Genomic DNA, 23,182 nt, shown 5'->3' with positions numbered 1-23,182 from the left:
AAATCGCCAACGATAATGCGGGGCGCCAGGGTTGACGTGGTGCCCATGCGTTCTTCGCGAGCAAGCTCGCTCCTACAGGCGTTATTTGGCCTCGGTAACCGTAAAAAGTTGCCGGGCGCCTGCCACCAGAATCTCTACCTCATCCCCTTCAAATTTGCCCAGCAGGCTTTTACCCAGGGGCGAGCGCGGGGTGATGACGGTCACCGGTTGCCCGACCACAGCGACTTTCAAGCCTGCGGCGTCCGGCGCCAGGAACAGCCATTGCTGGCGACCATCCTCGTCTTCCAGGCCCAGCAGTGTGCCAATCTCTATACCTCGCTGATCATCGAAAGCACGTAGCTGCAGGTTCTGGCACAGCGCCAGCGACTGCTTGATTTCCTCGACCCGCTTGGCCTGCCCGGCCGCCAGGTAAGACGCCTCCAGCCCCAGGGTGTCGTATTTGTTTTCGGCGATGTTTTCTTCGTGAGTCGCGGTTTCGTAGGCAGTCTGCGCGGCACGTTGGGCGATATCGAGGTCGACGGCGAGTTTTTCCAGGATCAGCTGGAGGACGGCGTGTTTATTCATGGTCTTCAATCGCAGAATTGCAGGACATTGGCCCGAGACTTTTCATTAGGGGCGTTCTGGTCCTGTTGCAGCCAGAACTGGCATTTGGGGTTGGACAGGTTGCGTGCATTGTTCCGGGCCTGGTCCAGGGCCTGCTGCTGCTCCTGCTTTTGCAGGTTCTGCTGGTATTGCTCGAACATGCGGTTCGGCGGCTCCGGCACAGCGGCGGCCGGCTTGCCCAGCTGCTCAACCGCCTGGGCCACGGGTGCCAGGCTTTGGGGGAACAGGTAGCGAGACGCCAGCCAAGTGGTCAGCGCAATGGCGATAAACCCCAGCCACAGGCCTGCTGCAATGGCGAGACAGAGCTTGAACAGCGAAAACGGACGGGCAGACATGATGGCCTCCTGGCGAGGGGTAACGGCGTGATGGCGATTGTCGCACAGCCGCTATGCAGAAAATCGCGAACAAGCCTTCTGCATCGGTGCATTTATGCGGACAATTGAGTCTTTGATCGATGGAGCCCGGAATGAAAGCCCGCTGGGATATTTTTTGCAGCGTCGTCGACAACTACGGCGACATCGGCGTGACCTGGCGCCTGGCCCGGCAGTTGGTAGTGGAACATGGCTGTGAAGTACGCTTGTGGGTCGATGACCTGCGGGCTTTCGAGCGCATGTGTCCGCAGATTGATGTGCAGGTGAGCCAGCAGTGGCAGGAAGGTGTCGAAGTGCGCCACTGGCCGGCGCAATGGCCAGGTGCGCAATCAGCCGATGTGGTGATTGCCGCGTTCGCCTGCCAGCTGCCGGCGGAGTACATGGAGCGCATGGCCGAGCGTGAGCAACCGCCATTGTGGATGAACCTGGATTATCTCAGCGCTGAAGACTGGGTAGTGGGCTGTCACCGTTTACCCTCGGTGAAGTTCAAGGGCGTGCAGAAGTACTTTTTCTTTCCCGGCTTTCGCCCGGGTACCGGTGGCCTGTTGCGTGAAGCCGGGTTATTGGAGCGGCGCCAGGCTTTTCAGCTAGATGACGTCGCGCAGCGACAATTCCTGCAAACCCTAGGGGTAGCTCCGGCGGTCGATGCACGACTGATGTCGCTGTTCGCTTATGAAAACCCCGGGCTGGCCGGCTGGCTGGATGTGCTGGCGGCAGACGGGCGCGCGACTCATTTGCTGGTGCCGGAAGGGCGCATCCTGGGGGATGTGCAACGCTGGCTGGGAGTGAGCAGCTTGTCGGCGGGTGACATCCAGGTGCGTGGCGCGCTGACGGTGCAGGTCATTGCCTTCGTACGGCAGGAGCAATACGACCGGTTGCTCTGGTGTTGCGCGTTCAACGCGGTGCGCGGCGAGGACTCCTTTGTGCGCGCTCAGTGGGCGGGGAGGCCGTTGCTATGGCATATCTATCGCCAGGACGAAGACATCCACCTCGACAAGCTCGATGCCTTTCTGGAACTTTACACCGTCGCACTGTCGCCGGCCGCCAAAGCGGCTGTCATCGCGCTTTGGCAAGCCTGGAACACCGACGGCGATATGGCGCAGGCATGGAAAATGCTCCTGGAACACTGGACCGAGGTGAACGAGCACGCTCAGAAGTGGTGTCTGGAACAAGGCTTGCAGGCCGATCTTGCGACGGCGCTGGTACAGTTTTATGAAAGTTGGATATGATACGCCACCTTGATTTTTGTAAATCCCATCCAAATTTCGGATATATGCAATGAAAACTGGTAAAGAACTGAAACCCGGTACAGTGATCCGTCTCGAAAACGACCCTTGGCTGGTTCAGAAAGCTGAGTTCACCAAGTCTGGTCGTAACAGCGCAATCATGAAGACCAAGCTGAAGAACCTGCTGACCGGTTACAAGACCGAGATCGTCTACAGCGCCGATGACAAACTGGACGACGTGATCCTCGACCGCAAGGAAGCGACCCTGTCCTTCATCAGCGGCGACACCTACACGTTCATGGACACCACTGACTACACCATGTACGAGCTGAACGCTGAAGATATCGAAGCCGTTCTGCCGTTCATCGAAGAAGGCATGGAAGACGTCTGCGAAGCTATTTTCTTCGAAGAGCGCCTGGTTTCCGTGGAGCTGCCGACCACTATCGTGCGTAAGGTTGCCTACACTGAAGGTTCCGCTCGCGGCGACACTTCGGGCAAGGTGATGAAGCCTGCCAAGCTGAGCAACGGTACCGAACTGCAAGTAGCCGATTTCATCGAAATCGACGACCTGATCGAGATCGACACCCGTGAAGGTGGTTCGTACAAAGGTCGCGCCAAGAAGTAATCCTGGCCCCACCGATACGAAAAAAAGCCCGACCTTGAGTCGGGCTTTTTTTTGGCCGCCGGTTTATCAGACCGTTACATGCAGGCGCACATCCACATTGCCACGAGTGGCGTTGGAATACGGGCAGACTTGGTGGGCGGCGTCGACCAGGCTCTGTGCGTCATCCTGGGCCAGGCCCGGCAGGCTGACGTGCAGGTCGATGTCCAGGCCAAAACCGCCGGGGATCTGGCCGATGCCCACATGAGCGGTGATCGAGGCATCGTCGGGGATCTTACGTTTTGTCTGGCTGGCAACAAATTTCAGCGCGCCGATAAAGCAGGCGGAGTAGCCGGCCGCGAACAGTTGCTCCGGGTTGGTGGCCTGACCACCGGCACCGCCCAATTCCTTGGGGGTAGAGAGTTTGACGTCGAGGATGTTGTCGCTGGAAACAGCGCGACCATCACGGCCGCCAGTGGCGGTGGCTACTGCGGTATAGAGCGTTTGCATGGGGCGTTCCTCTTGTGTGGTCGTGCTAAATGTTTGCGCGCTAATTAGTTGGTGAAGCCAATGTATAGCGCTAATGTTTAGCGCGCAATATAAATTTATAAATGTTTTCGAGGCTGGCGAGAAACAATGTGAGAGGAGGCAAGCCGGTTAAGCGAACGAAATGCTCAAAGCGGCGAAGATCAAATGTGGGAGGGGGCTTGCCCGCGAAGACGTCGGCTCAGCAAACATTGATGTGGGCTGACCCACCGCTATCGGGGGCAAGTCGAATCGTCGCACCGCCCCTCCCACTTTAGATCGCGCTCTGCAGGTTGCCGCGTAGCGCGATCAAGTCGGCCTGCAGCTTGCGCAATTGCGCAAGCTGCATCCCGCTCGCGCCCAGGATGCATTGGGGCACATCCTTGGCCTTGCCCTGCAAGACGCGGCCGGCGTCGGTCAGTTCCACAACCACCACCCGCTCATCTTCGCGGCTGCGGGTGCGGCTGAGCAGGCCTTCGGCTTCCAGGCGCTTGAGCAGCGGCGTCAGTGAGCCAGGATCCGTCAGCAGGCGGCTGCTGATTTCGCCGACAGTCAATCCGTCCTCTTCCCACAGCACCATCATGGCCAGGTATTGCGGGTAGGTCAGCCCGAGGGCTTGGAGCAGGGGCTTGTAGACCTTGGTCATCAACAGCGAAGTGGAGTGCAGGGCGAAGCACAGCTGGTTATCCAGTAGCAGCGATTCGCAGGGGGCTGGGTTTTTGCTCATGGTGGTGCCTCGAAAAAGCATGTCTGCACTTGAATCTAGCGGGCGAATCTTTAATGCGCCAGGTAATTCTGCCCGGATGGTCAGACTAGCCCGCTTTGCAACGCCAGATCCCAGGGCGGCACCGGGCTGAAACGGGATTTAAGGTATTCGAGCAATAACCGGCTACGTGCGTTGGGCTGCTGTTCGAGGCGCAGCGCGTAAATGCCGGCGGTTTCCGGGCTGGGCAAGCCGTTTTCACAAAACAGCGGCAACAGCTCGCCACGCACCAGGTATTCACTGGCCAGCCAGGTCGGCAGGTGTGCAATGCCCAGCCCGGCCAGTGCGCCCGAAAGCAGCGCCTCGGCGTTATTGGCGCTCATGCGGATGCGCCGGGGGCGATAGGTCGTGCGGCGCCCGTCCAGTTCAAAACGCCAGGCGAACATCGGCGCCAGGCCATCCCAATCGAGGCCGTCATGCTCGTTCAGTTCCCGAGGATGGGTGGGTGTGCCGCGGTGTTTCAGGTAGGCCGGGCTGGCGCAGGCAATGCGCACGATGCTCGCCAGAGGTGTAGCGATCCGGCGAGTGTCGACGATATGCCCGGCGCGCAGCACCAGGTCGACCTTGCCCAGGTGTGCGCCTTGCATATCGACAAAACTGTCGATCAAGTGCAGGTGCACATCCAGCCCTGGATACACGTTCAAGAAGTCCGCGATCACCGGCGCCAGGTGGCGGCGACCAAACGCTGCCGGTGCATCCAGCCGGATCAAGCCTTCCGGCGCATGGCTCAGAGACACCGCTTCGGCCCGCGCCAATTGCAATTCACTGACAATCCGCCGCGCGCGTTCGGCAAAGGCCAGGCCGGCAGGTGTAGGCACCACTGCGTGGGTGCTGCGCTGGAACAGGCGGCTACCCACTGAACTTTCCAGGCTGTCGATTCGACGGGCGACTGCGGAGGGCGTCAGTGGATGACGCCGTGCGGCAGCGGAAAAGCTACCGGTTTCCATCACATCGAGAAACAGGCTCAGTTGATCGGTCAGAGTATTAGGGTTCATAGACAAGCGCTTGTGCGGGATCGGCATAGCCATTGTGCGTTGCTGTGCGTTTCCGCGCCAGGGCCGACTGCGTAGCATGTCAGCCTTAGGATTGCGGAGTAGCGAGCGGTGTTGGATTTAGTGATGTACCTGATATTGGGTGCGGCTTTGGGCACCGTGGGTGGGCTGTTTGGCATTGGTGGCGGGCTGATAGCCATTCCGGTGCTCGGCGTGTTGTTCGGCCTGGACCAGCAAATAGCCCAGGGCACCGCGTTGGTCATGGTGGTACCCAATGTAATGCTCGCCCTGTGGCGTTATCACCAGCGTAATCGCATCGAGCTGCGCCACGCCTTGCCGCTTGGCGTGATGGGCTTTTGCTTTGCCTGGCTGGGATCGATCTGGGCGGTGGGGCTGGATGCCGGGGCAATGCGCATCGGCTTTATTGTTTTCCTGGTGGCGTTGTCGGCCTACAACCTGCTGCGCATGTTTACCCGCAACGCGCCGCCAACTGCGCAGATGCGATACTCCTGGCCCTGGCTGGGTGTGTTGGGTGCAGCGTCCGGGTCCATGGGCGGATTATTTGGGGTAGGGGGCGCGGTAGTCGCCACGCCAGTGCTCACCAGTGTGTTCGGCACCACTCAGGTGGTGGCCCAAGGTTTGTCGCTGGCCTTGGCACTGCCCAGCACCGGCGTGACTCTGGTCACCTACGCCTGGCACCACGAGGTGGACTGGATGATCGGCCTGCCGCTGGCGGTGGGGGGCCTGCTCAGTATCAGCTGGGGCGTGAAAGTGGCCCATGCATTGCCGGAGCGGCTGTTGCGCGGGCTGTTTTGTGGCTTCCTGGTGGTGTGTGCGGTGATGCTGACGTTTAAAGTTTGAAGCCTTCGACGATGTACTCGGCCAGGCATTCGGTGATCGGTGACGTCATCTGTGGATTGCGCAGCAAGCGCAGGTTCATTGACGGCAACGGTGGAAAGCCTTCGTCGCTGCCGAGCACCCGCAGGTCGTCGGTGACCAGGCTTTCCATGCTGACCATCGCCGCCAGGCCAGCACTGACTACCGCCTGGATCGCCGCTCCGTTGGAGCTGTGGTAGGCCAGGCGGTACTCGCGTCCAGCTGCGTCCAGTGCGGCTCGCGCCCAATGGGTGTACAGGCAGTCATCGCCGGAAATCGCCAGGGGCAGCGCGTCATGCTCATCCACGCAGAAGCAGGGTGATGCTGCCCAGACCATGCGTTCAGTGCGCAGTAACTCGCCAATATCATTGCCAGGCTCGCGGCTGATCACGGTCAGCGCCAGGTCTCGCCGCTGCATCAGTACGGAGGACGCCTCACAGTGCATCTCAATCTGAATCAGTGGGTAGGCTTTGGAAAACTGCTTCAGGATCCCCGGCAGGAAACGCATCACATAGTCATCTGGCGTACCGATGCGTACGAGCCCCACCATATGGGGCTCGCGCAGGGTGTTGAACACTTCGCTGTGCAGTTTCAGGATGCGCCGCGCATATCCCAGCAGCACCTGGCCTTCGGGCGTAAGCCGTACCTGCCTTCCATCGCGCTCGAACAGCTTGCGCTGCAGTACATCTTCCTCCAGGCGCTTCATCTGCATGCTCACCGCCGATTGGGTGCGATTGACCAGCTCGCCGGCGCGGGTAAAACCACCTTGGTCGGCGATGGCCACGAAGGTGCGTAGCACTTCTGTGTCGATGCTCGGGTAGCCAGCCAATTGATCAATCTCCGAGATGTATTGCATAAGAAACATTCGTTGGATTGATCATAGCGCCAGGTCCACACTTTCGTCATCCCCACTGGAGGGCGAGAAGATGAAAGGTCAAAGAGGTTTTGTGTTGTTGCAAAAAGGGCCGTTTGCCGGCCTGTTTCATACGGTCGCACGTTGGCAGCTGTTGCATCAGGAGCGCCAGATGCTGGCGACCTTGAGCGATGACGCGCTCAAGGACATTGGGCTCAACCGTGCCGACGTAGTGCAGGAAACCCATCGGCATTTCTGGGAAGACCCGCTGCGCAAATAAGCCAGGATGCAGTAGGGTAGAGGGCGAGTTTCCATGGAGAGCCCCATGCCCGCCGACCTGTCTTTTTCACTCAAGCAAGCTCGACGCATGGCGCTGGTCGCCCAGGGTTTTTCCGGGCGCCAGGCGCCTGGCCAGATAAAAGCCGCGCACCTCAATCGACTCATCGACCGTCTGGGTGTCGTGCAGATCGACTCGGTCAACGCGCTGGTGCGTTCCCATTACCTGCCATTGTTTTCCCGCCTGGGCCATTATTCCCCGTTGATCCTTGAGCAAGCGGCCTGGAGCCTGGGCAGGCGGCGTTCGCTGTTCGAGTATTGGGGGCATGAGGCCTCGCTGCTGCCCATGTCGCTCTACCCGCTGATGCGCTGGCGCATGGAGCGGGCCAGGCAGGGGCAGGGGATCTATGCGCAGATGGCGCGTTTCGGCCGTGAACAGCAGGCGACTATCCAGCGCGTGCTGAACACTGTCGAGCAGCAGGGGGCCCTGGGCGCGGGCAGTTTGTCGACCCGCGAGGAGCGCGCCGGGCCCTGGTGGGATTGGAGTGATGAAAAGCACGCGCTGGAATGGTTGTTCGCCGCCGGTTTGGTCACCGTCGCAGGGCGGCGGGGGTTTGAGCGACTGTATGATTTGCCGGAGCGTGTTATCCCCGGCGAGATTCTCCAAACCGTCATCACCGAGGCCGACGCTCAACGCGGCTTACTGCTGCATAGCGCAACGGCGTTGGGCGTCGCCACCGAGAAGGACCTGCGCGATTACTTCCGCCTCGACCCCGCCGACAGCCGCAAGCGCGTGGCCGAGTTGGTCGAGGATGGGCGGCTGCTGGCGTGCCAGGTGCAGGGCTGGAAACAACCGGCGTACTGCCTGCCGGTGCCGAAGGTGCCACGCAAAGTCGCGGCCAGCGCCTTGCTGTCACCGTTCGATTCGTTGATCTGGGAGCGCAGTCGTACGGAGCGTTTGTTTGATTTTCGCTATCGACTGGAGATCTACACCCCGCAAGACAAGCGGGTGTACGGTTACTACGTACTGCCGTTTTTGCATAATGAGCGGATCGCCGCCCGCGTTGACCTGCGGGCCGAGCGTGCCCATGGGCGCCTGGCGGTGCATGCGGTGCACGAGGAAGAGCCGGGCCTGGATGACGATGGCATGTCGGCGCTGGCCTTGAACCTGCGCCAGATGGCCAATTGGCTGGGGCTGGAGCAGGTGCAGCTCAATTGCCAGCGCCCCAGTGCCGCCCGGTTAAGGGCGGCACTAGTGTAGGAGCGAGCTGGCTCGCGAAAAACTCAAGGGCGCCTCGTTAATCCGACGTTTCGCGTCATCGTTAACGGCCTTCGCGAGCAAGCTTGCTCCTACCTTTTGACCTGCTTCAAGGTCTCGGCAATCAGGAACGCCAGCTCCAGCGACTGATCGGCGTTCATCCGCGGGTCGCAATGGGTGTGATAACGGTCCGACAGGCCATCTTCGGTGATCGGCCGTGCGCCGCCGATGCATTCGGTGACGTTCTGTCCGGTCATCTCGATATGAATCCCGCCGGCATAGCTGCCTTCGGCCTGGTGCACCTGGAAGAACTCTTTCACCTCGCCGAGAATCTGCGCAAAGTCGCGAGTCTTGTAGCCGCTGCTGGCCTTGATGGTGTTGCCATGCATCGGGTCGGAGCTCCACAGCACCTGCTTGCCCTCGCGCTGCACGGCGCGGATCAGGTTTGGCAAGTGGTCGCCGACCTTGCCTGCGCCCATGCGGGCGATCAGGTTGAGGCGGCCAGGGTCGTTGTCCGGGTTCAGGATGTCAATCAGGCGGATCAGGTCATCCGGGTTCATGCTCGGCCCGACCTTCACGCCGATCGGGTTGTTCACACCACGCAGGAACTCGACATGGGCGCCGTCCAGTTGGCGAGTGCGGTCGCCGATCCAGAGCATATGGGCCGAGCAATCGTAGTAGTCGTTGGTCAGGCTGTCGCGGCGCACGAAGGCTTGTTCAAAGTTGAGCAGCAATGCTTCGTGGGCAGTGAAGAAGCTGGTTTCGCGCAATTGTGGCGAGCTGTCCATGCCGCAGGCGCGCATGAAGGCCAGGGTCTCGTCGATGCGGTCGGCCAGTTGGCTGTACTTCTCGGCCAGGGCGGAGTTGGCGATAAAGTCCAGGTTCCACTTGTGCACCTGGTGCAGGTCGGCAAAACCGCCCTGGGCAAACGCGCGCAGCAGGTTGAGGGTGGCGGTGGACTGGTGGTAGGACTGCAACAGGCGGTCCGGGTCCGGCACGCGGCTTTTTTCGTCGAAACCGATGCCGTTGACGATGTCGCCGCGGTAGGCGGGCAGGGTGATACCGTCAATGGTTTCATCGTTGGCCGAGCGTGGCTTGGCGAATTGGCCGGCCATGCGTCCGACTTTCACCACCGGGCAGCCGGCGGCGAAGGTCATGACAATGGCCATCTGCAGCAGCACCTTGAAGGTGTCGCGGATTTTCGCGGCGGAAAACTCGGCAAAGCTTTCGGCGCAATCGCCGCCTTGCAGCAGGAATGCGCGCCCCTGGGTCACCTCGGCAAACTGACGCCGCAGCTCACGGGCCTCCCCGGCGAATACCAGCGGCGGATAGCTGGCCAGGCTCTGCTCCACTTGCAGCAAGTGCGCAGCGTCCGGGTACTGGGGTTGTTGCTGGATCGGCAAGGCACGCCAGCTGTCGGGGCTCCAGGGTTGGCTCATCGTGAACTCGTGTGGTGGGTGGATGTTCGGGCGCCAATGTTAGCAGCAATTAGTGCGTGACCTGCTGCGGCCGCTGGCCGACAATCGCGCCTTTGCCGTGCGGTAAACCCTTTAGGAGTAGTGATGACCGAGGAGCGTGTCGAGCGCGTGCTGGCCGAAGTCCATGATGATTTCGGCATGATCCGTGTGCTTGAAGTGGCCGATTACCGGTTTCTCGAATTTGGCGACGCCATCGAGCAAAGCTGCGTGTTCACTGCCGACCCGAGCTGGCTGGAGTACGACTACACCCGCGCCATGTTGATCGGTGCGTTGGGCCATGAGCAACCTGAGAGCGCGTTGTTCCTTGGCCTGGGGGCCGGCACGCTGACCCAGGCGTGCCTCAAGTTCCTGGCATTGGAAGATGTCGAGGCCATTGAGCTGCGTCCTGACGTACCGCGCCTGGCGATTGAATATCTGGGGCTGGACGACGACCCGCGCCTGTACATTCGCATCGGTGACGCGCTGCAGTTGCTCGACACCGCCGAGCCGGCCGACCTGATTTTCGTCGACCTGTATACCGATGTCGGTCCGGGTGTGGGCCACTTGGCCTGGACCTTCCTGGAAAACTGCCAGAAGAAACTCAACCCCGGCGGCTGGTTGGTGATCAACCAGTGGGCCACCGATGATGGCAAGCCGTTGGGCGCGGCGTTGCTGCGTGGGTTGTATCACCGGCACTATTGGGAGCTGCCCGTGAAGGAGGGCAATGTGATTCTGTTGGTGCCTTCGGAGTTGGATCAGGAGTTGAACCTGGAGGCGCTTTCGGCTCGTGCCGAAGCCTTGGCGCCGCGGTTGGGTTACTCGTTGCAGCCATTGATCAAGGTTATTCGGCCGGCAACCTAGTTGTCTGCTCTGGCGCCATCGGGGCATGGGTATCTACACAACTGCTTGCTCTTGCGCTGTTGCTGTTGCTCTGGTTTTTGATCTTGATCTCAGGCGCCCCGTCAAACACGCTGGCCGAACGCAGGCTTGAATCCGTGGGTAACCCGGCAGGACGCCGGGTTAGCCGCCCCGCGCCATGGATGGCGCGTGGCGGCGGCCCACGGATTCAAGCCTGCGTTCGGGCACACCGAGCCTAAGCGAGGTGCCGAGTGTTGGGGCGAAGGCCTTTTGGTTACTTTTGTGCCTTTACAAAAGTGACACGCCGTAAGGGCGTAACCCTAAGTGGCCGTTACCGCAGCAACGGATATGTACTCGGTCTGATCCAGCATCCTGGTTGGCTGTCAGGCCGCCATCGGGAGCAAGCCCCCTCCCACATTCGACCGCATTCCAAGTGTGGGAGGGGCGGTGCGGCGATTCGACTTGCCCCCGATGGCGTTGGTATTGCCAACTCAAATGCCCTTGAACACCCCCGGCCGCTTCTCCACCATTGCTCGCACACCTTCCCTGGCGTCTTCGCTGTTAAGCAGTTTATCCACCAGCGGCGGCAACGCGGCGGCGGCAATGGCTTCGCCCTCCAGGCGTGCCTGGCGGGCCGACATCAATGTCGCTTGCACGCCGAGCGGCGCCTGGCGGGCGATTCGGTTGGCCAGCTCGATGGCGCGGGGCAGCAGGTCTTCGCTGGCCATCACCTCCTGCACCAAACCCAGGCGCAAGGCTTCATGGGCGTCGAACTCGTCGCCAGTGAGCAGCCAGCGCATTGCATTGCCCCAGCCGGCGATCTGATGAAAGCGCAATGTCGCGCCGCCAAACGGAAAAATCCCACGTTGCACTTCCATCTGCGCAAAGCGGGTATTACTCGCGCACAGATTGATATCCGCAGCGAGCATCAACTCGATACCGATGGTCAGGCAGTAACCCTGGGCGGCGACGATCACTGGTTTACTGACCCTGGGGCCTGCAAAAACGCCCCACGGATCGCAACCTCCCAGCGGCGGTTGCCAGCCTCCTGCCATCACGCCGCTGACGTTGGCCAGATCCAGGCCGGCGGTGAAATGGTCGCCGTGGGCAAATACTACGGCGACCCGTGCTTCGTTATGTCGATCAAATTCGCCATAAGCCAGGCTCAGTTCATTGAGCAAGTCCAGGTCAAAGGCATTGCGCTTGGCGACTCGGTCCAAGCCTAAAAGCAGGACGTGGCCCTGCAGTTCACGGCTGACACGGCTGCTGCTGGCTTGATTCATCGGGTTTGCCCTCGGGCGGGGAAAGGTTTCAGACCAATGGAAGGTGAACCGTTTAAGCGTCATCACCAACAGGGCCGGGCTTTTGAAAAATAGACCCTGGCACCGATATCTGCAAAAACCGTGACGCAGCGCGGTTTATCGGTGCCTGGCGATAAAAAAAGCTCCCTTTTTCAGGTATTTCCGGTATAGTGCGCGCCGGCCTTTAACCGGGCCGCGTTTAGGTAGCGCAATTCCCCGAAGTCAGCTTCGGCTGCACGTCCGCACAGCGGACTCTTCCTTGACGAATCTTTTTCATTCATTCGTTTTCGCAAATCCCCGCCGACAAAGCAGCCAGGGCGACTCTTGAGTCTCAACACGGCATGCGCAGCTTTGGAGCATGGGTCTTTGCGGATGCACTTAGAGGCAGACCCATGACCCAGGAAACCGGCGGCTTCGCCGCTTTTAATCTTAACCCGAACATTCTTGCTGCCGTCATCGCGACTGGCTACGAAGAACCTTCGGCTATTCAGCAGCAATCGATCCCGATCATCATGGCCGGCCAAGACATGATTGGCCAGGCGCAAACCGGTACCGGTAAAACCGCCGCGTTCGCCCTGCCTATCCTGCACTGCATCGATCCTGCCAAGCGCGAGCCGCAAGCCCTGATCCTGGCGCCAACCCGTGAGTTGGCGCTGCAAGTAGCAACCGCTTTCGAAACCTACGCCAAGCAAATGCCGGGCGTTACCGTTGTGGCCGTTTACGGCGGCGCGCCTATGGGCCCACAACTGAAAGCCATCCGCAATGGCGCACAGATCGTTGTCGCCACCCCTGGTCGCCTGTGCGACCACCTGCGTCGTGACGAGAAAGTGCTGTCGACCGTGAACCACCTGGTTCTGGACGAAGCCGACGAAATGTTGAAGCTGGGCTTCATGGATGACCTGGAAGTCATCTTCAAGGCGCTGCCTCCAACCCGTCAGACCGTACTGTTCTCGGCCACCCTGCCGCAGTCGATCCGTGCCATTGCAGAGCGCCATCTGCGCGATCCGCAACACGTGAAGATCCAGACCAAGACCCAGACCGTTACCGCGATCGAACAGGCTCACCTGTTGGTTCACGCTGACCAGAAGACCTCGGCTGTATTGAGCCTGCTGGAAGTCGAAGACTTCGACGCCCTGATCATGTTCGTGCGCACCAAGCAAGCGACCCTGGACCTGGCCAGTGCCCTGGAAGCCAAAGGCTACAAGGCCGCTGCGCTGAACGGTGACATTGCCCAGAACCAGCGTGAGCGTGTGATCGACTCTCTCAAGGATGGCCGCCTGGACATCGTTGTGGCTACCGACGTTGCTGCCCGTGGCCTCGACGTTCCACGTATCACCCACGTGTTCAACGTTGACATGCCGTACGATCCAGAGTCCTACGTTCACCGTATCGGCCGTACCGGCCGTGCGGGTCGCGAAGGTCGTGCTCTGTTGCTGGTGACTCCACGTGAGCGCCGCATGCTGCAAGTGATCGAGCGTGTAACCGGTCAGAAAGTTGCCGAGGTCCGCCTGCCGGATGCCCAGGCCGTTCTCGATGCCCGCATCAAGAAACTGACCAACAGCCTGGCACCTCTGGTGGCTGACGCTGAATCGACCCACGGCGACCTGCTGGACCGCCTGACCGCCGATATCGGTTGCACCCCGCGTGCCCTGGCTGCAGCCCTGCTGCGCAAAGCCACCAACGGTCAAGCCCTGACCCTGGCCGCCATCGAGAAAGAGCGCCCACTGGTGCCGAACAGCGCGCCACGCGGTGATCGTCCAGAGCGTTCCGGCGACCGTCCGGACCGTGGTGATCGTGAGCGTCGTGCTCCGGTGCCATTGGCTGAAGGCCGTGCACGTTGCCGTACCGCGCTGGGTGCGCGTGATGGTATCGCTGCCAAAAACCTGCTGGGCGCTATCCTCAATGAGGGTGGCCTGGCGCGTGAAGCCATCGGTCGCATCCAGGTGCGTGACAGCTTCTCCCTGGTGGAGCTGCCGGAAGACGGCCTGGAAAAATTGCTGACCAAGTTGAAAGACACTCGCGTTGCCGGTAAGCAGCTCAAGCTGCGTCGCTACCGCGAAGATTGATCCGCCCTTTGGCTGATTGATCGCAAATAAAAAATCCCCGACTGGTTCGGGGATTTTTTTTGCCTTGAATTACCGGTCTCATTCAGCCGAAGCGATAGATGTCCATGCCTAATGCCCCCATCGTGAACCCCTGATGCGCCAAACCAAACTGCCCGCCTGCCGCCCGGGCAAAATACAGCGGCAATAAATGCTCATCGCTGGGATGGCTGCGTACGGCATGGGGCGCCTGGCGCCGATAGTCATGCAGGGCGGCTTCGTCATCGGCCGTAAGTTTGTCCACTACCCAATCGCGAAACTCTCGCGCCCACGGTGTGATCGTCTCCGGCCCGGCGCGCCAGTCCAGCTCACCGAGGTTATGGGTGATGCTGCCGGAACCGATCAACAGCACCCCTTGCTCGCGCAAGCTGCAAAGAGCGCGTCCGACCCGGGTTTGCAGGGCAGGGCCCATGCGGCTGGGCAACGAGACTTGCACCACCGGAATGTCGGCCGCTGGATACATCAGCGACAGGGGCACCCAGGTGCCGTGGTCGAAGGGGCGTTGGTTATCGATGCGTGCGTCCAGGCCGTCTGCTTGCAGCAGCTCGACAATGTCGCTCGCCAATCGTGGGTCACCCGGCGCAGGGTATTGCACGGCAAACAGTTCGCGAGGAAAGCCGCCAAAGTCATGCCAGGTTTCGGGCGCGGCGCCGCCACTGACCAGCAGTTCCTGGCTTTCCCAGTGCGCCGATACCACCACGATCGCCTGCGGTCGTGGCAGCTCGGCCGCCAGGCGCTGCAATGCAGGGCCGCTGGCACCGGGTTGCAGCGCCAGCATGGGTGAGCCGTGGGAGATGAACAGGCTGGGGAGCATAGGAAGCGTCCTGGAGGTTAATATCGAGCTATCTTTAATCAGAATGTTTATCTAGATCTAATATAAGTTTTAGTGTCTTTTGATCGATTTATCAGGAGGGTGCATGGACGCAAAATTTTGGCAGGAACGCTGGGCCACCAATCAGATCGGTTTTCATCAGGTGGAGGTTAATCCCTGCTTGCAGCAGCATTGGTCAACGTTGGCCTTGGCCGGGGGCTCGAAAGTCTTCGTGCCATTGTGCGGCAAAAGCCTGGACATGATGTGGCTGGCGGGGCGTGGGCATCGTGTGATGGGTGTGGAGGTGTCGGAGCAGGCGGTTGAGGCGTTTTTCAGCGAACAGGCACTCACGCCGCAGATCGATCAAAGAGGCGTGTTCAAGGTCTATCACAAGGGCCTGATCGAAGTGTGGTGTGGCGATTATTTTGCCCTTGACGCAGAGGCCGTGGCCGACTGCAAGGCGCTGTATGATCGCGCGGCACTGATTGCCTTGCCACAGCAGATGCGGCCGCAATACACCGAGCATCTCAACACCCTGCTGGCCCGTGGCTGTGAGGGCCTGCTGATCGCGGTCGACTACGACCAAGCACAAAGAGCTGGTCCGCCTTTTTCTGTCCCGGACGAGGAAGTGCGGTCGCTGCTGGGCTCGCACTGGAGTGTGGTCACGCTGCAAGAGCGGGACATACTGGGTGAGAGCCGCAAATTCATGGCGGACGGCGTCACCCGTCTTGAGGAGCGCGTTTATCGGCTGACCAAGAGGTAAATCGCGGCCACGAAAAAGGGGCGATCAATCGCCCCTTTTCGTATCACCGGGTTATCAGCCCCGACGACGCAGTGCGTCGATCCGCTCTTCCAGCGGCGGGTGGCTCATGAACAGGCGAGCCATGCCCTGCTTGATACCACCGTTGATGCCAAAGGCGGTCAGGCTGTCCGGCATGTGCACCGGTAGCCCCTGTTCGGAGCGCAAGTGTTGCAGCGCTGCGATCATCGCCCCGGTGCCGGCCAGGCGGGCACCAGCTTCGTCTGCGCGGAACTCGCGTTTGCGCGAGAACCACATGGTGATTGCGCTGGCCAGGAAGCCCAGTACCAGTTCAGCGAAGATAGTCGCCACGAAGTAGGCGATGCCACGGCCTTCTTCGTTCTTGAAAATTACCTTGTCGACAAAGTTGCCGATGATGCGCGCGAAGAACATCACGAAGGTGTTCACCACGCCTTGAACCAGTGCCAGTGTCACCATGTCGCCGTTGGCCACGTGGCCGATCTCGTGGGCCAGTACGGCTTTCACCTCGTCATACGAGAAGCGTTCGAGCATGCCCTGGCTGACGGCAACGAGCGCGTCGTTCTTGTTCCAGCCAGTGGCAAAGGCGTTGGCTTCATAGGCCGGGAAGATCCCGACCTCGGGCATCTTGATACCCGCTTCGCGGGATAGCTGCTCGACGGTCTGCAGCAACCATTGCTCATGCCGGGTGCGTGGCTGGGTGATGACCTGGGTGCTGGTACTCATCTTCGCCATCCATTTGGAGATGAACAGCGAAAACAGTGAGCCGGCGAAACCAAAGACCGCACAGAAGACCAGCAGCTGATTGAGGTTCAGGTCAACCCCGTTGGCCGCCATGAACCCGTTGAAGCCGAAAAGGCTCAGGGTGATGCTGGCAATCAGCACGACCGCCAGGTTAGTGGCCAAGAACAGCAGGATGCGCATCATGGTTGTAGGGTTCTCCTCATGCTTAATATGTCGCGTACTGCGGGGTATATAAGGTGCGGCATGGGGTGATTCAACCGAGCGACTATTTCAAACTGTGTCCTACAGCTTGAATGTAGAGGCTTGAAGGGATTTTCCGACCTGTATTGTCAGCCATGGCCGACACTAGTTTGCCTTGCCGCCCCGTGATTATAGGGGTTACGCCTTGGGCGGGGGGCAAGTGAAATACCACAACACGTAAGCGACAAAGAAGTGTTGCAGATAATCGCTGTACGACCCGAAGCGGGCCGCACAGCGTCAATTCCCTTACTGGCGATAGGACTTCAGGAAGTTGCCGATGCGACCAATCGCCATCTCCAGGTCATCCACTCGAGGCAACGTCACTACGCGGAAGTGATCCGGCCACGGCCAGTTGAACGCGGTGCCCTGGACCACCAGCAGCTTTTCCGACAGCAGCAGGTCGAGCACGAACTTTTCGTCGTTGAGGATCGGGCACACTTTCGGGTCGATCCGCGGAAACGCATACAACGCGCCCATGGGCTTTACGCAGCTGACGCCCGGGATTGCGTTGAGCAGCTCCCAGGTGCGATTGCGCTGCTCCAGCAGGCGCCCCTGGGGCAGGATCAGGTCGTTGATGCTCTGGTAGCCACCGAGGGCGGTCTGGATGGCGTGTTGGCTCGGTACGTTGGCGCACAGACGCATGTTGGCCAGCATGTCTATGCCTTCGATATAGCTCTGGGCGTTGTGCTTGGGGCCGGAGATGGCGATCCAGCCGGAGCGGAAACCCGCCACGCGGTAGGACTTGGACAGGCCATTGAAGGTCAGGCACAACAGGTCCGGGGCCAGGGACGCGGTGCATATATGTACGGCGTCATCGTAGAGGATCTTGTCGTAGATCTCGTCTGAGAACACCACCAGGTTGTGCTGGCGTGCGAGTTCGAGCATGCCCAGCAGCACTTCCCTGGAGTACACCGCGCCGGTTGGGTTGTTCGGGTTGATGATCACCAGGGCCTTGGTGTTCGGGGTGATCTTGGCCTTGATGTCGGCCAGGTCCGGAAACCAGTCGGCACCCTCGTCACACAGGTAGTGCACCGGGTGGCCGCCAGCCAGGGTCACGGCGGCGGTCCACAGTGGGTAATCCGGTGCCGGCACCAGGACTTCGTCGCCATTGTTGAGCAGCGCCTGCATCGACATCACGATCAGCTCGGACACGCCATTGCCCAGGTAGATGTCCTCGATACCGACACCTTCAACCTGCTTTTGCTGGTAGTACTGCATCACCGCCTTGCGCGCACTGAACAGGCCCTTGGAATCACTGTAGCCCTGGGCAGTCGGCAGGTTGCGAATCACATCCTGGAGGATTTCGTCCGGCGCTTCGAAACCAAACGGCGCCGGGTTGCCAATGTTCAGCTTGAGGATGCGATGACCTTCCTCTTCCAGGCGCTTGGCGTGCTTGAGCACCGGGCCGCGAATGTCGTAGCAGACGTTGGCGAGCTTGTTCGATTTGCTGACCTGCATGGCGATGTGATCCTGAAAATGAACGATCCAGACGGCGCGGGCACCACCCTGGGGTGAATCCTGCGCGGTTCGCACCCATAAATACGTTTGAATGCCGCAGGCGCGGGTGCCAGACTGGCGTTTTGAAGAGGCGCAATCATACGTGCCGCCTGATCCCTGGAAAAGACACAGATCAGGGTTTTTCAGTTGCCGAGGTGTACCAATGGAAAAGTTGCAGAAAACCGTTGATGAATGGAAAGCCATGCTTGATCCCGAACAGTACAACGTGTGCCGCCTCAAGGGCACCGAGCGACCGTTCAGTGGCAAGTACAACGCCACCAAGACCGATGGCGTTTACCACTGCATCTGTTGCAACGAGCCGCTGTTCGATTCCAGGGCCAAGTTTGACTCCGGCTGCGGCTGGCCCAGCTTCTACGAGCCGATTGCCGACAGCGCGATGATTGAGATCCGCGACGTCAGCCACGGCATGATCCGTACCGAGGTCACCTGCGCCAAGTGCGACGCGCACCTGGGGCATGTGTTCCCGGACGGCCCGCCGCCGACCGGGCTGCGCTATTGCATCAACTCGGTGTGCCTGGACCTGGTGCCGCGCCAGGCTTGAAGCTGTAAACAGGCCTACACGGATCACTGTAGGAGCGAACAAGCTCGCTCCTACAACTTCTTCCCCTGACTTGAGGCTCTGCCATGAGCGAATCCCTGCTGAGCATCCCTTGCACCACCATCAAGGGCGAGCAAAAGACCTTGGCCGATTTTGCCGGCAAGGCCATTCTGGTGGTCAACACCGCCAGCAAATGCGGCTTCACGCCACAATACAAGGGCCTGGAGCAGCTCTGGCAGCACTATAAGGATCAAGGCCTGGTGGTGCTCGGCTTTCCCTGCAATCAGTTTGGCAAGCAGGAACCGGGCAGCGAAGACGCGATATCCGAGTTCTGTGAGCTGAACTTCGGTGTCAGTTTTCCGCTGTTCAAGAAGATCGATGTCAATGGCAGCGATGCCCACCCTCTGTTCGTGCAGTTGAAAAAACAGGCCCCGGGGCTGCTGGGTTCCAAGAACATCAAGTGGAACTTCACCAAGTTTCTCATCGGCCGTGATGGCAAGCAGGTCAAGCGTTTTGCGCCAACGACCAAGCCCCATGACTTGACCCAGGCGATCGAAGCCCTGCTCAAGTGAGATGCAGTGCGGGGGCTGATCAGAGACTTGTGATCGTCGGTACCCATAGCTCCAGCAGAGCATGGAGTTCTTCGCGGCGAAACGGCTTGGCCAGGTAGTCGTTCATGCCCGCCGCCCGGCAGCGCTCGCGCTCTTCGGACAGGGCGTTGGCGGTCAAGGCGACGATGGGCAGGTCCGGCCAGCGCCCGCTGCGGCGAATCTGCCGGCTGGCCTCGTAGCCATCCATCACCGGCATGTTGCAGTCCATCAGCACCATGTCGAAGTGTTGGTCCTCAAGCATCGTCAGGGCTTCGCCCCCATGGGCGGCCACGATGACCTCACATCCCAACTTGCTGAGCATGCCCTTGGCCACCAGTTGATTGACCGGGTTGTCCTCCACCAACAGGATACGTGCCCGGTGAGCAAGCGGTGCGGATTCCATCTGGACCGGGTCGAGGATCAGTTCTACGTCGCTGCGCAGGTTGCGTTGCAGGATCTGGTAAAGCGCGTTGCGGCTCAATGGGCGTGCTTGTTGCTGCAGCGGTGCCAGGGCCGCTACCTCTTCGCCAGGCATGAAGTTGCCGTAGGCAGTGACCAGCAAAATCGGGGCGCGGATCCCTGGGCGCAAGCGAAACAGGCACTCCGGACAATCGGTGATCAACAGGTCGGGGGCCAGTGCGCTCAAGTCATCGTCCTGGGAATAACAGCGTGGCGTCAGCCCCCAGGAAGGCAGCAGGGTGGTGAGCAACTCCGTCAAGCCGCCGCCGGCGTGCGTGATGGCAATCACGTCACCTGTGAGTGGGGTGTAGCGGGTAGCAGGCAAATGCGTGGGCAGCGGAAGATCGGCGCAGAACTGGCTGCCAAAGCCCACCTCCGAGCTGATGCTCAAGCGTCCTTGCATGGCTTCGCACAGGTTACGGGTCAACGCCAGCCCCAACCCTGTGCCGCCAAATTGGCGAGTGATGCCGGCACCGGCCTGGGTGAACGGCTGGAAGATCTTCGCCTGGGCATCCTGGGCGATGCCGATGCCGGTGTCACACACTTCAATGTTGACCCGGCCCTCCACGGCACGCAGGCGTACATCGACGCGTCCGAAGCGGGTGAACTTCAGGGCATTGGACAGCAGGTTACTGACGATTTGCCGCACCCGGGTCGGGTCGCCGATGACCTGGGCGGGAAACTGTGGATCGATCAGGCAGGTCAGCTCCACGCTCGGCGCCGCGTTTTGGGACAGCAGGTTGGCGGTGTCTTCCACCAGCGAGCCCAGGTCGAACGGGATATGCTCCAGTTCCAGCTGGCCGGCATCGAATTTGGACAGGTCGAGGATATCGTTGAGTAATTCGACCAGTACTTTGCCTGAATCATGGGCGATGGACAGTTGCTGTCGTTGTTCGGCGTTCAGCGGGCTATCCAGTGACAACGCAATCATCCCCAGCAGTCCGTTGAGCGGTGTGCGGATTTCATGGCTCATATTGGCCAGGAAGGCCGCCCTTGCCTGGGCCATGGCCAGTGCAGTTGTCTTCGCCGCTTCCAGTTCATCGTTGGATCGGCTCAAGCGTTGGTTGCTGGCCTTGAGTTCAAGGGTGCGCGCAGAAACAATATTTTCCAGCTGGCCCAGGTATTCCGTCAGGCGGTCCTCGGCGTGGCGCCGTTGCTGGATTTCGGTCTCCATGTTTTCGAATTGCAGGTTGGCGACATTGACCAGCACACCGATCTCGTCATGCTCGTGCCCCGGTGGGCAATCCAGGCGCGCCTGTTTGCGTGTACTCAGCTCTCGGATGATGCGCACCAGCGGCTGGGTCAGCATCACGTAGAACAAGCCCAGCAGAATCCCGGTCAGCAGCAGGCTGCGGACAAATCCGTTAAGCAGGGTAATCTCGGCACGGTGCAGGAAACGGCTGCCGAAGGCGTAGGTGTCGACGTCAAGGCGCAGCACGCCAAGTGATTCGTCCGGCATATGGCCGAGGTACAGTCGGTCCTCGAATTGACGGTTGGCGCTGAACAAAAAATCACTGAGGGGCCGGTAGTTGCTTTCCTTGCGCGGACGATCGACGTCGGCCAGGACCACGCCATTATTGTCGATCAACTGCGCCCGAGTGATGGCAGGGGAGTGCAGCAGGCCCAGGGCCAGTTCCTGGGCGAGTTCGGCATCGATGTTGTAGGCGATGCGGGAGGCGGGGTTATGACTGATTTCGATCAGTGAGCGTATTTCACGGTTGATGGATGCGTCTTCACTGGCATAATCAATGCCGATTTGGATCAGGCTGAGCAAGGTTCCCAAGACGAAACCGACCAGCACAGTCAATCTGGCTTGTTTATAAGACAAGCGGTGGGCGAACTTGATATCCATCGAGTGTTGAACCACTTCACGTTTCCCTTCGCCCGGCAAGCATAGCTGAACATCCACAAGCTCTGGCTCGCCCGGCATGAATCGTTGTTTTGATGCAGCCTCATGCGGTGTGTCGCAGGGTTGCTAATACGCCATCTTTTACAAGAACTTGCCAGAGGAATAGTCATGGATTCTCGATTGAATGCCTTCCTTGAGCGGGCCGATGCGGTACTCGCGCGCCTGGAACCCTTGTTGCCCGCCCTGCGCGAGGCCATCGACTGGGACCAGTGCCTGGCCGCCCGTTGGCAGCGCGAAGGGCGCAGTGGCTTTCTGTTGCCGCTGCAAGTGAGCCTGGACATGCGCCTGTCGGACCTGATCGGCGTCGACAAGCAACGTGAACAACTGGCGCGTAATACCCAGCAGTTCCTCGATGGCTTGCCTGCCAATCATGCGCTGCTGTGGGGGTCGCGCGGCACCGGAAAATCCTCCATGGTCCGCGCCTTGCTCGCCCAGCATGCCAAGGCGGGCTTGCGTTTGATCGAAATCGAGCGCGACCACCTGGCCGACCTGCCACGGGTGGTCGAGCAACTGGTCAAACTACCACAGCGCTTCATTTTGTTTTGCGATGACCTGTCGTTCGAAGCCGGTGAAGGCGACTACCGTGTGCTCAAGAGCGTGTTGGACGGTTCCCTCGAACAGGCGCCGGAAAACGTGCTGCTGTACGCCACGTCCAACCGTCGCCACCTGGTGCCGGAAAACCAGAGCGACAATGACAATTGGAAACGCGTGGATGGCGAGCTGCACCCGAGTGAGGCGGTAGAAGACAAGATTGCCTTGTCGGACCGTTTTGGCTTGTGGCTATCGTTCTACCCCTTCACCCAGGAGCACTTCCTGGATGTGGTGGAACATTGGATCGGCGAGTTGGCCGGCAAGGCTGGCTTGCAGTGGCAGCGCGACGAACAACTCGATGTGCTGGCGGTGCGCTGGGCTACCGGCCGCGGCAACCGCAATGGCCGCTGTGCCTATCAGTTCGCCCGTTACTGGGTGGGTCTTAAATTGCTGGAGTGTCAACCATGATCGATTTACAACAGGCCGGTACCGGCCTTGATGGTTATGCCATGCTGTGCGCGCAGCTTGAGTCGTTGCTCGCCGATGAGCGGGACTTTATTGCCAACAGTGCGCAGTTTTCCGCGTTTCTGTTCAATCAGTTGGATGACTTGAATTGGGCAGGCTTCTACCTCAATCGCAATGACGAACTGGTGCTTGGGCCATTCCAGGGGCAGATCGCCTGTGTGCGGATTCCCTTCGGACGCGGGGTGTGTGGCGCGGCGGCGGCATCACGGCAAACCCAGCGCGTGGAGGATGTGCATGCTTTCCCGGGGCATATCGCCTGTGACAGCGCTTCCAACAGCGAATTGGTGGTGCCGTTGGTCAAGGACGGTCAACTGGTCGGCGTCCTCGATCTCGACAGCCCGTTGCTGGGCCGTTTTACACCTCAGGACCAAGTGGGGATTGAACAACTGGCAGCCATCTTCCTGCGGTTGACCGATTGCTGAGACAAGCGGGCTGATGCCGTCTTCTGTAGGCGCGAGAGTTTGCTCGCTCCTACAG

At 60.1% G+C, this 23,182-nt stretch carries 24 protein-coding genes; 12 read left to right on the top strand and 12 right to left on the bottom strand.

Annotated elements, in window-relative coordinates; translation table 11 throughout:
• Positions 1-81 precede the first annotated feature (81 nt).
• Together NMB39_RS20375 and NMB39_RS20370 are read right to left on the bottom strand one after the other, a co-directional pair.
• Positions 82-564: a GreA/GreB family elongation factor gene (locus NMB39_RS20375; RefSeq protein WP_043050803.1), complete on the bottom strand. Its 483-nt coding sequence runs from the start codon at positions 562-564 to the stop codon at positions 82-84.
• Between the two features lie 5 nt (positions 565-569).
• A complete protein-coding gene (locus tag NMB39_RS20370) occupies positions 570-938 on the bottom strand; it encodes a hypothetical protein (RefSeq protein WP_046071591.1) in 369 nt (122 codons plus the stop codon).
• A 131-nt stretch (positions 939-1,069) separates the two neighbouring features.
• On the opposite strand from NMB39_RS20370, the gene earP reads away from it, so the two are divergent.
• A complete protein-coding gene (gene earP / locus NMB39_RS20365) occupies positions 1,070-2,203 on the top strand; it encodes an elongation factor P maturation arginine rhamnosyltransferase EarP (protein ID WP_367236622.1) in 1,134 nt (377 codons plus the stop codon).
• Positions 2,204-2,252: 49 nt separating this feature from the next.
• A complete protein-coding gene (locus tag NMB39_RS20360) occupies positions 2,253-2,825 on the top strand; it encodes an elongation factor P (protein WP_003172723.1) in 573 nt (190 codons plus the stop codon).
• A gap of 66 nt (positions 2,826-2,891) precedes the next feature.
• On the opposite strand, the gene NMB39_RS20355 is transcribed toward NMB39_RS20360, so the two are convergent.
• The 3 genes from NMB39_RS20355 to NMB39_RS20345 all read right to left on the bottom strand — a co-directional run bounded on the left by NMB39_RS20355 (position 2,892) and on the right by NMB39_RS20345 (position 5,084).
• Positions 2,892-3,311 carry an organic hydroperoxide resistance protein gene (locus tag NMB39_RS20355; RefSeq protein ID WP_034126737.1) on the bottom strand — a complete coding sequence of 140 codons (420 nt, stop codon included), beginning with the start codon at positions 3,309-3,311 and terminating at the stop codon, positions 2,892-2,894.
• A 289-nt stretch (positions 3,312-3,600) separates the two neighbouring features.
• Complete coding sequence (locus NMB39_RS20350; protein ID WP_046071594.1) at positions 3,601-4,053, bottom strand: MarR family winged helix-turn-helix transcriptional regulator; 453 nt, start codon at positions 4,051-4,053, stop codon at positions 3,601-3,603.
• An 80-nt stretch (positions 4,054-4,133) separates the two neighbouring features.
• Complete coding sequence (locus NMB39_RS20345) at positions 4,134-5,084, bottom strand: LysR family transcriptional regulator (protein ID WP_367236621.1); 951 nt, start codon at positions 5,082-5,084, stop codon at positions 4,134-4,136.
• A 108-nt stretch (positions 5,085-5,192) separates the two neighbouring features.
• Between NMB39_RS20345 and NMB39_RS20340 the strand changes: the two genes are divergently transcribed.
• Positions 5,193-5,942, top strand: coding sequence for a sulfite exporter TauE/SafE family protein (locus NMB39_RS20340; protein WP_464006722.1), 750 nt, complete (start codon positions 5,193-5,195; stop codon positions 5,940-5,942).
• Here NMB39_RS20340 and NMB39_RS20335 read toward each other — a convergent pair.
• A complete protein-coding gene (locus tag NMB39_RS20335; protein ID WP_056846758.1) occupies positions 5,932-6,813 on the bottom strand; it encodes a LysR family transcriptional regulator in 882 nt (293 codons plus the stop codon). The genes NMB39_RS20340 and NMB39_RS20335 overlap by 11 nt on opposite strands.
• A 70-nt stretch (positions 6,814-6,883) precedes the next feature.
• Between NMB39_RS20335 and NMB39_RS20330 the strand changes: the two genes are divergently transcribed.
• Positions 6,884-7,090 (top strand): DUF1127 domain-containing protein, encoded by a 207-nt coding sequence (locus NMB39_RS20330; protein WP_057022186.1) that lies wholly within the window; start codon positions 6,884-6,886, stop codon positions 7,088-7,090.
• Between the two features lie 45 nt (positions 7,091-7,135).
• Positions 7,136-8,347: a winged helix-turn-helix domain-containing protein gene (locus NMB39_RS20325; protein ID WP_306957475.1), complete on the top strand. Its 1,212-nt coding sequence runs from the start codon at positions 7,136-7,138 to the stop codon at positions 8,345-8,347.
• An 89-nt stretch (positions 8,348-8,436) separates the two neighbouring features.
• Here the strand turns inward: NMB39_RS20325 and NMB39_RS20320 are convergent, their stop codons facing one another.
• Positions 8,437-9,783 carry a class II 3-deoxy-7-phosphoheptulonate synthase gene (locus tag NMB39_RS20320; protein ID WP_057022188.1) on the bottom strand — a complete coding sequence of 449 codons (1,347 nt, stop codon included), beginning with the start codon at positions 9,781-9,783 and terminating at the stop codon, positions 8,437-8,439.
• 123 nt (positions 9,784-9,906) lie between these two features.
• Here NMB39_RS20320 and NMB39_RS20315 point away from each other — a divergent pair, with 123 nt between their 5' ends.
• Positions 9,907-10,662 carry a spermidine synthase gene (locus NMB39_RS20315; RefSeq protein ID WP_057022189.1) on the top strand — a complete coding sequence of 252 codons (756 nt, stop codon included), beginning with the start codon at positions 9,907-9,909 and terminating at the stop codon, positions 10,660-10,662.
• 488 nt (positions 10,663-11,150) lie between these two features.
• On the opposite strand, the gene NMB39_RS20310 is transcribed toward NMB39_RS20315, so the two are convergent.
• Positions 11,151-11,942, bottom strand: a complete 792-nt coding sequence (locus tag NMB39_RS20310) for a crotonase/enoyl-CoA hydratase family protein (RefSeq protein WP_494340158.1) — start codon at positions 11,940-11,942, stop codon at positions 11,151-11,153.
• 410 nt (positions 11,943-12,352) lie between these two features.
• On the opposite strand from NMB39_RS20310, the gene NMB39_RS20305 reads away from it, so the two are divergent.
• On the top strand, positions 12,353-14,026 hold the full coding sequence (locus NMB39_RS20305; protein WP_024074233.1) for a DEAD/DEAH box helicase: 1,674 nt from the start codon (positions 12,353-12,355) through the stop codon (positions 14,024-14,026).
• An 82-nt stretch (positions 14,027-14,108) separates the two neighbouring features.
• Here the strand turns inward: NMB39_RS20305 and NMB39_RS20300 are convergent, their stop codons facing one another.
• Entirely contained in the window at positions 14,109-14,876 is a 768-nt protein-coding gene (locus tag NMB39_RS20300; RefSeq protein WP_306957477.1) for a DODA-type extradiol aromatic ring-opening family dioxygenase, read from the bottom strand.
• Positions 14,877-14,979: 103 nt separating this feature from the next.
• On the opposite strand from NMB39_RS20300, the gene NMB39_RS20295 reads away from it, so the two are divergent.
• A complete protein-coding gene (locus NMB39_RS20295) occupies positions 14,980-15,636 on the top strand; it encodes a thiopurine S-methyltransferase (RefSeq protein WP_367236619.1) in 657 nt (218 codons plus the stop codon).
• Positions 15,637-15,690: 54 nt separating this feature from the next.
• Here the strand turns inward: NMB39_RS20295 and htpX are convergent, their stop codons facing one another.
• Positions 15,691-16,578 carry a protease HtpX gene (htpX, locus tag NMB39_RS20290; protein ID WP_043050458.1) on the bottom strand — a complete coding sequence of 296 codons (888 nt, stop codon included), beginning with the start codon at positions 16,576-16,578 and terminating at the stop codon, positions 15,691-15,693.
• Between the two features lie 303 nt (positions 16,579-16,881).
• A complete protein-coding gene (locus tag NMB39_RS20285) occupies positions 16,882-18,093 on the bottom strand; it encodes a pyridoxal phosphate-dependent aminotransferase (protein WP_044273990.1) in 1,212 nt (403 codons plus the stop codon).
• A 202-nt stretch (positions 18,094-18,295) separates the two neighbouring features.
• Between NMB39_RS20285 and msrB the strand changes: the two genes are divergently transcribed.
• Positions 18,296-18,694 carry a peptide-methionine (R)-S-oxide reductase MsrB gene (gene msrB / locus NMB39_RS20280; RefSeq protein WP_043050456.1) on the top strand — a complete coding sequence of 133 codons (399 nt, stop codon included), beginning with the start codon at positions 18,296-18,298 and terminating at the stop codon, positions 18,692-18,694.
• Positions 18,695-18,777: 83 nt separating this feature from the next.
• Entirely contained in the window at positions 18,778-19,263 is a 486-nt protein-coding gene (locus NMB39_RS20275) for a glutathione peroxidase (protein ID WP_494340159.1), read from the top strand.
• A gap of 19 nt (positions 19,264-19,282) precedes the next feature.
• Here NMB39_RS20275 and NMB39_RS20270 read toward each other — a convergent pair whose 3' ends face one another.
• Positions 19,283-21,592, bottom strand: a complete 2,310-nt coding sequence (locus NMB39_RS20270) for a hybrid sensor histidine kinase/response regulator (RefSeq protein ID WP_057022244.1) — start codon at positions 21,590-21,592, stop codon at positions 19,283-19,285.
• 165 nt (positions 21,593-21,757) lie between these two features.
• Between NMB39_RS20270 and NMB39_RS20265 the strand changes: the two genes are divergently transcribed.
• Together NMB39_RS20265 and NMB39_RS20260 are read left to right on the top strand one after the other, a co-directional pair.
• Positions 21,758-22,648, top strand: coding sequence for an ATP-binding protein (locus tag NMB39_RS20265; RefSeq protein ID WP_494340160.1), 891 nt, complete (start codon positions 21,758-21,760; stop codon positions 22,646-22,648).
• Positions 22,645-23,127 carry a GAF domain-containing protein gene (locus NMB39_RS20260; RefSeq protein WP_046071607.1) on the top strand — a complete coding sequence of 161 codons (483 nt, stop codon included), beginning with the start codon at positions 22,645-22,647 and terminating at the stop codon, positions 23,125-23,127. The genes NMB39_RS20265 and NMB39_RS20260 overlap by 4 nt, the downstream gene beginning before the upstream one ends.
• The last annotated feature ends 55 nt before the right edge of the window (positions 23,128-23,182 follow it).

The sequence above is a fragment of the Pseudomonas sp. FBCC-B545 genome (assembly GCF_059134095.1).
The sequence above is the reverse complement of the archived record's forward strand: the minus strand, read 5'-3'. Positions and strand labels throughout refer to the sequence as shown.

What these genes read in the sequence shown, in the direction of transcription:
- NMB39_RS20375 (WP_043050803.1), bottom strand. Translation starts at nt 564, where the DNA reads ATGAATAAACACGCCGTCCTCCAGCTGATCCTGGAAAAACTCGCCGTC.
- NMB39_RS20370 (WP_046071591.1), bottom strand. Translation starts at nt 938, where the DNA reads ATGTCTGCCCGTCCGTTTTCGCTGTTCAAGCTCTGTCTCGCCATTGCA.
- earP (WP_367236622.1), top strand. Translation starts at nt 1,070, where the DNA reads ATGAAAGCCCGCTGGGATATTTTTTGCAGCGTCGTCGACAACTACGGC.
- NMB39_RS20360 (WP_003172723.1), top strand. Translation starts at nt 2,253, where the DNA reads ATGAAAACTGGTAAAGAACTGAAACCCGGTACAGTGATCCGTCTCGAA.
- NMB39_RS20355 (WP_034126737.1), bottom strand. Translation starts at nt 3,311, where the DNA reads ATGCAAACGCTCTATACCGCAGTAGCCACCGCCACTGGCGGCCGTGAT.
- NMB39_RS20350 (WP_046071594.1), bottom strand. Translation starts at nt 4,053, where the DNA reads ATGAGCAAAAACCCAGCCCCCTGCGAATCGCTGCTACTGGATAACCAG.
- NMB39_RS20345 (WP_367236621.1), bottom strand. Translation starts at nt 5,084, where the DNA reads ATGAACCCTAATACTCTGACCGATCAACTGAGCCTGTTTCTCGATGTG.
- NMB39_RS20335 (WP_056846758.1), bottom strand. Translation starts at nt 6,813, where the DNA reads ATGCAATACATCTCGGAGATTGATCAATTGGCTGGCTACCCGAGCATC.
- NMB39_RS20330 (WP_057022186.1), top strand. Translation starts at nt 6,884, where the DNA reads ATGAAAGGTCAAAGAGGTTTTGTGTTGTTGCAAAAAGGGCCGTTTGCC.
- NMB39_RS20325 (WP_306957475.1), top strand. Translation starts at nt 7,136, where the DNA reads ATGCCCGCCGACCTGTCTTTTTCACTCAAGCAAGCTCGACGCATGGCG.
- NMB39_RS20320 (WP_057022188.1), bottom strand. Translation starts at nt 9,783, where the DNA reads ATGAGCCAACCCTGGAGCCCCGACAGCTGGCGTGCCTTGCCGATCCAG.
- NMB39_RS20315 (WP_057022189.1), top strand. Translation starts at nt 9,907, where the DNA reads ATGACCGAGGAGCGTGTCGAGCGCGTGCTGGCCGAAGTCCATGATGAT.
- NMB39_RS20310 (WP_494340158.1), bottom strand. Translation starts at nt 11,942, where the DNA reads ATGAATCAAGCCAGCAGCAGCCGTGTCAGCCGTGAACTGCAGGGCCAC.
- NMB39_RS20305 (WP_024074233.1), top strand. Translation starts at nt 12,353, where the DNA reads ATGACCCAGGAAACCGGCGGCTTCGCCGCTTTTAATCTTAACCCGAAC.
- NMB39_RS20300 (WP_306957477.1), bottom strand. Translation starts at nt 14,876, where the DNA reads ATGCTCCCCAGCCTGTTCATCTCCCACGGCTCACCCATGCTGGCGCTG.
- NMB39_RS20295 (WP_367236619.1), top strand. Translation starts at nt 14,980, where the DNA reads ATGGACGCAAAATTTTGGCAGGAACGCTGGGCCACCAATCAGATCGGT.
- htpX (WP_043050458.1), bottom strand. Translation starts at nt 16,578, where the DNA reads ATGATGCGCATCCTGCTGTTCTTGGCCACTAACCTGGCGGTCGTGCTG.
- NMB39_RS20285 (WP_044273990.1), bottom strand. Translation starts at nt 18,093, where the DNA reads ATGCAGGTCAGCAAATCGAACAAGCTCGCCAACGTCTGCTACGACATT.
- msrB (WP_043050456.1), top strand. Translation starts at nt 18,296, where the DNA reads ATGGAAAAGTTGCAGAAAACCGTTGATGAATGGAAAGCCATGCTTGAT.
- NMB39_RS20275 (WP_494340159.1), top strand. Translation starts at nt 18,778, where the DNA reads ATGAGCGAATCCCTGCTGAGCATCCCTTGCACCACCATCAAGGGCGAG.
- NMB39_RS20270 (WP_057022244.1), bottom strand. Translation starts at nt 21,592, where the DNA reads ATGGATATCAAGTTCGCCCACCGCTTGTCTTATAAACAAGCCAGATTG.
- NMB39_RS20265 (WP_494340160.1), top strand. Translation starts at nt 21,758, where the DNA reads ATGGATTCTCGATTGAATGCCTTCCTTGAGCGGGCCGATGCGGTACTC.
- NMB39_RS20260 (WP_046071607.1), top strand. Translation starts at nt 22,645, where the DNA reads ATGATCGATTTACAACAGGCCGGTACCGGCCTTGATGGTTATGCCATG.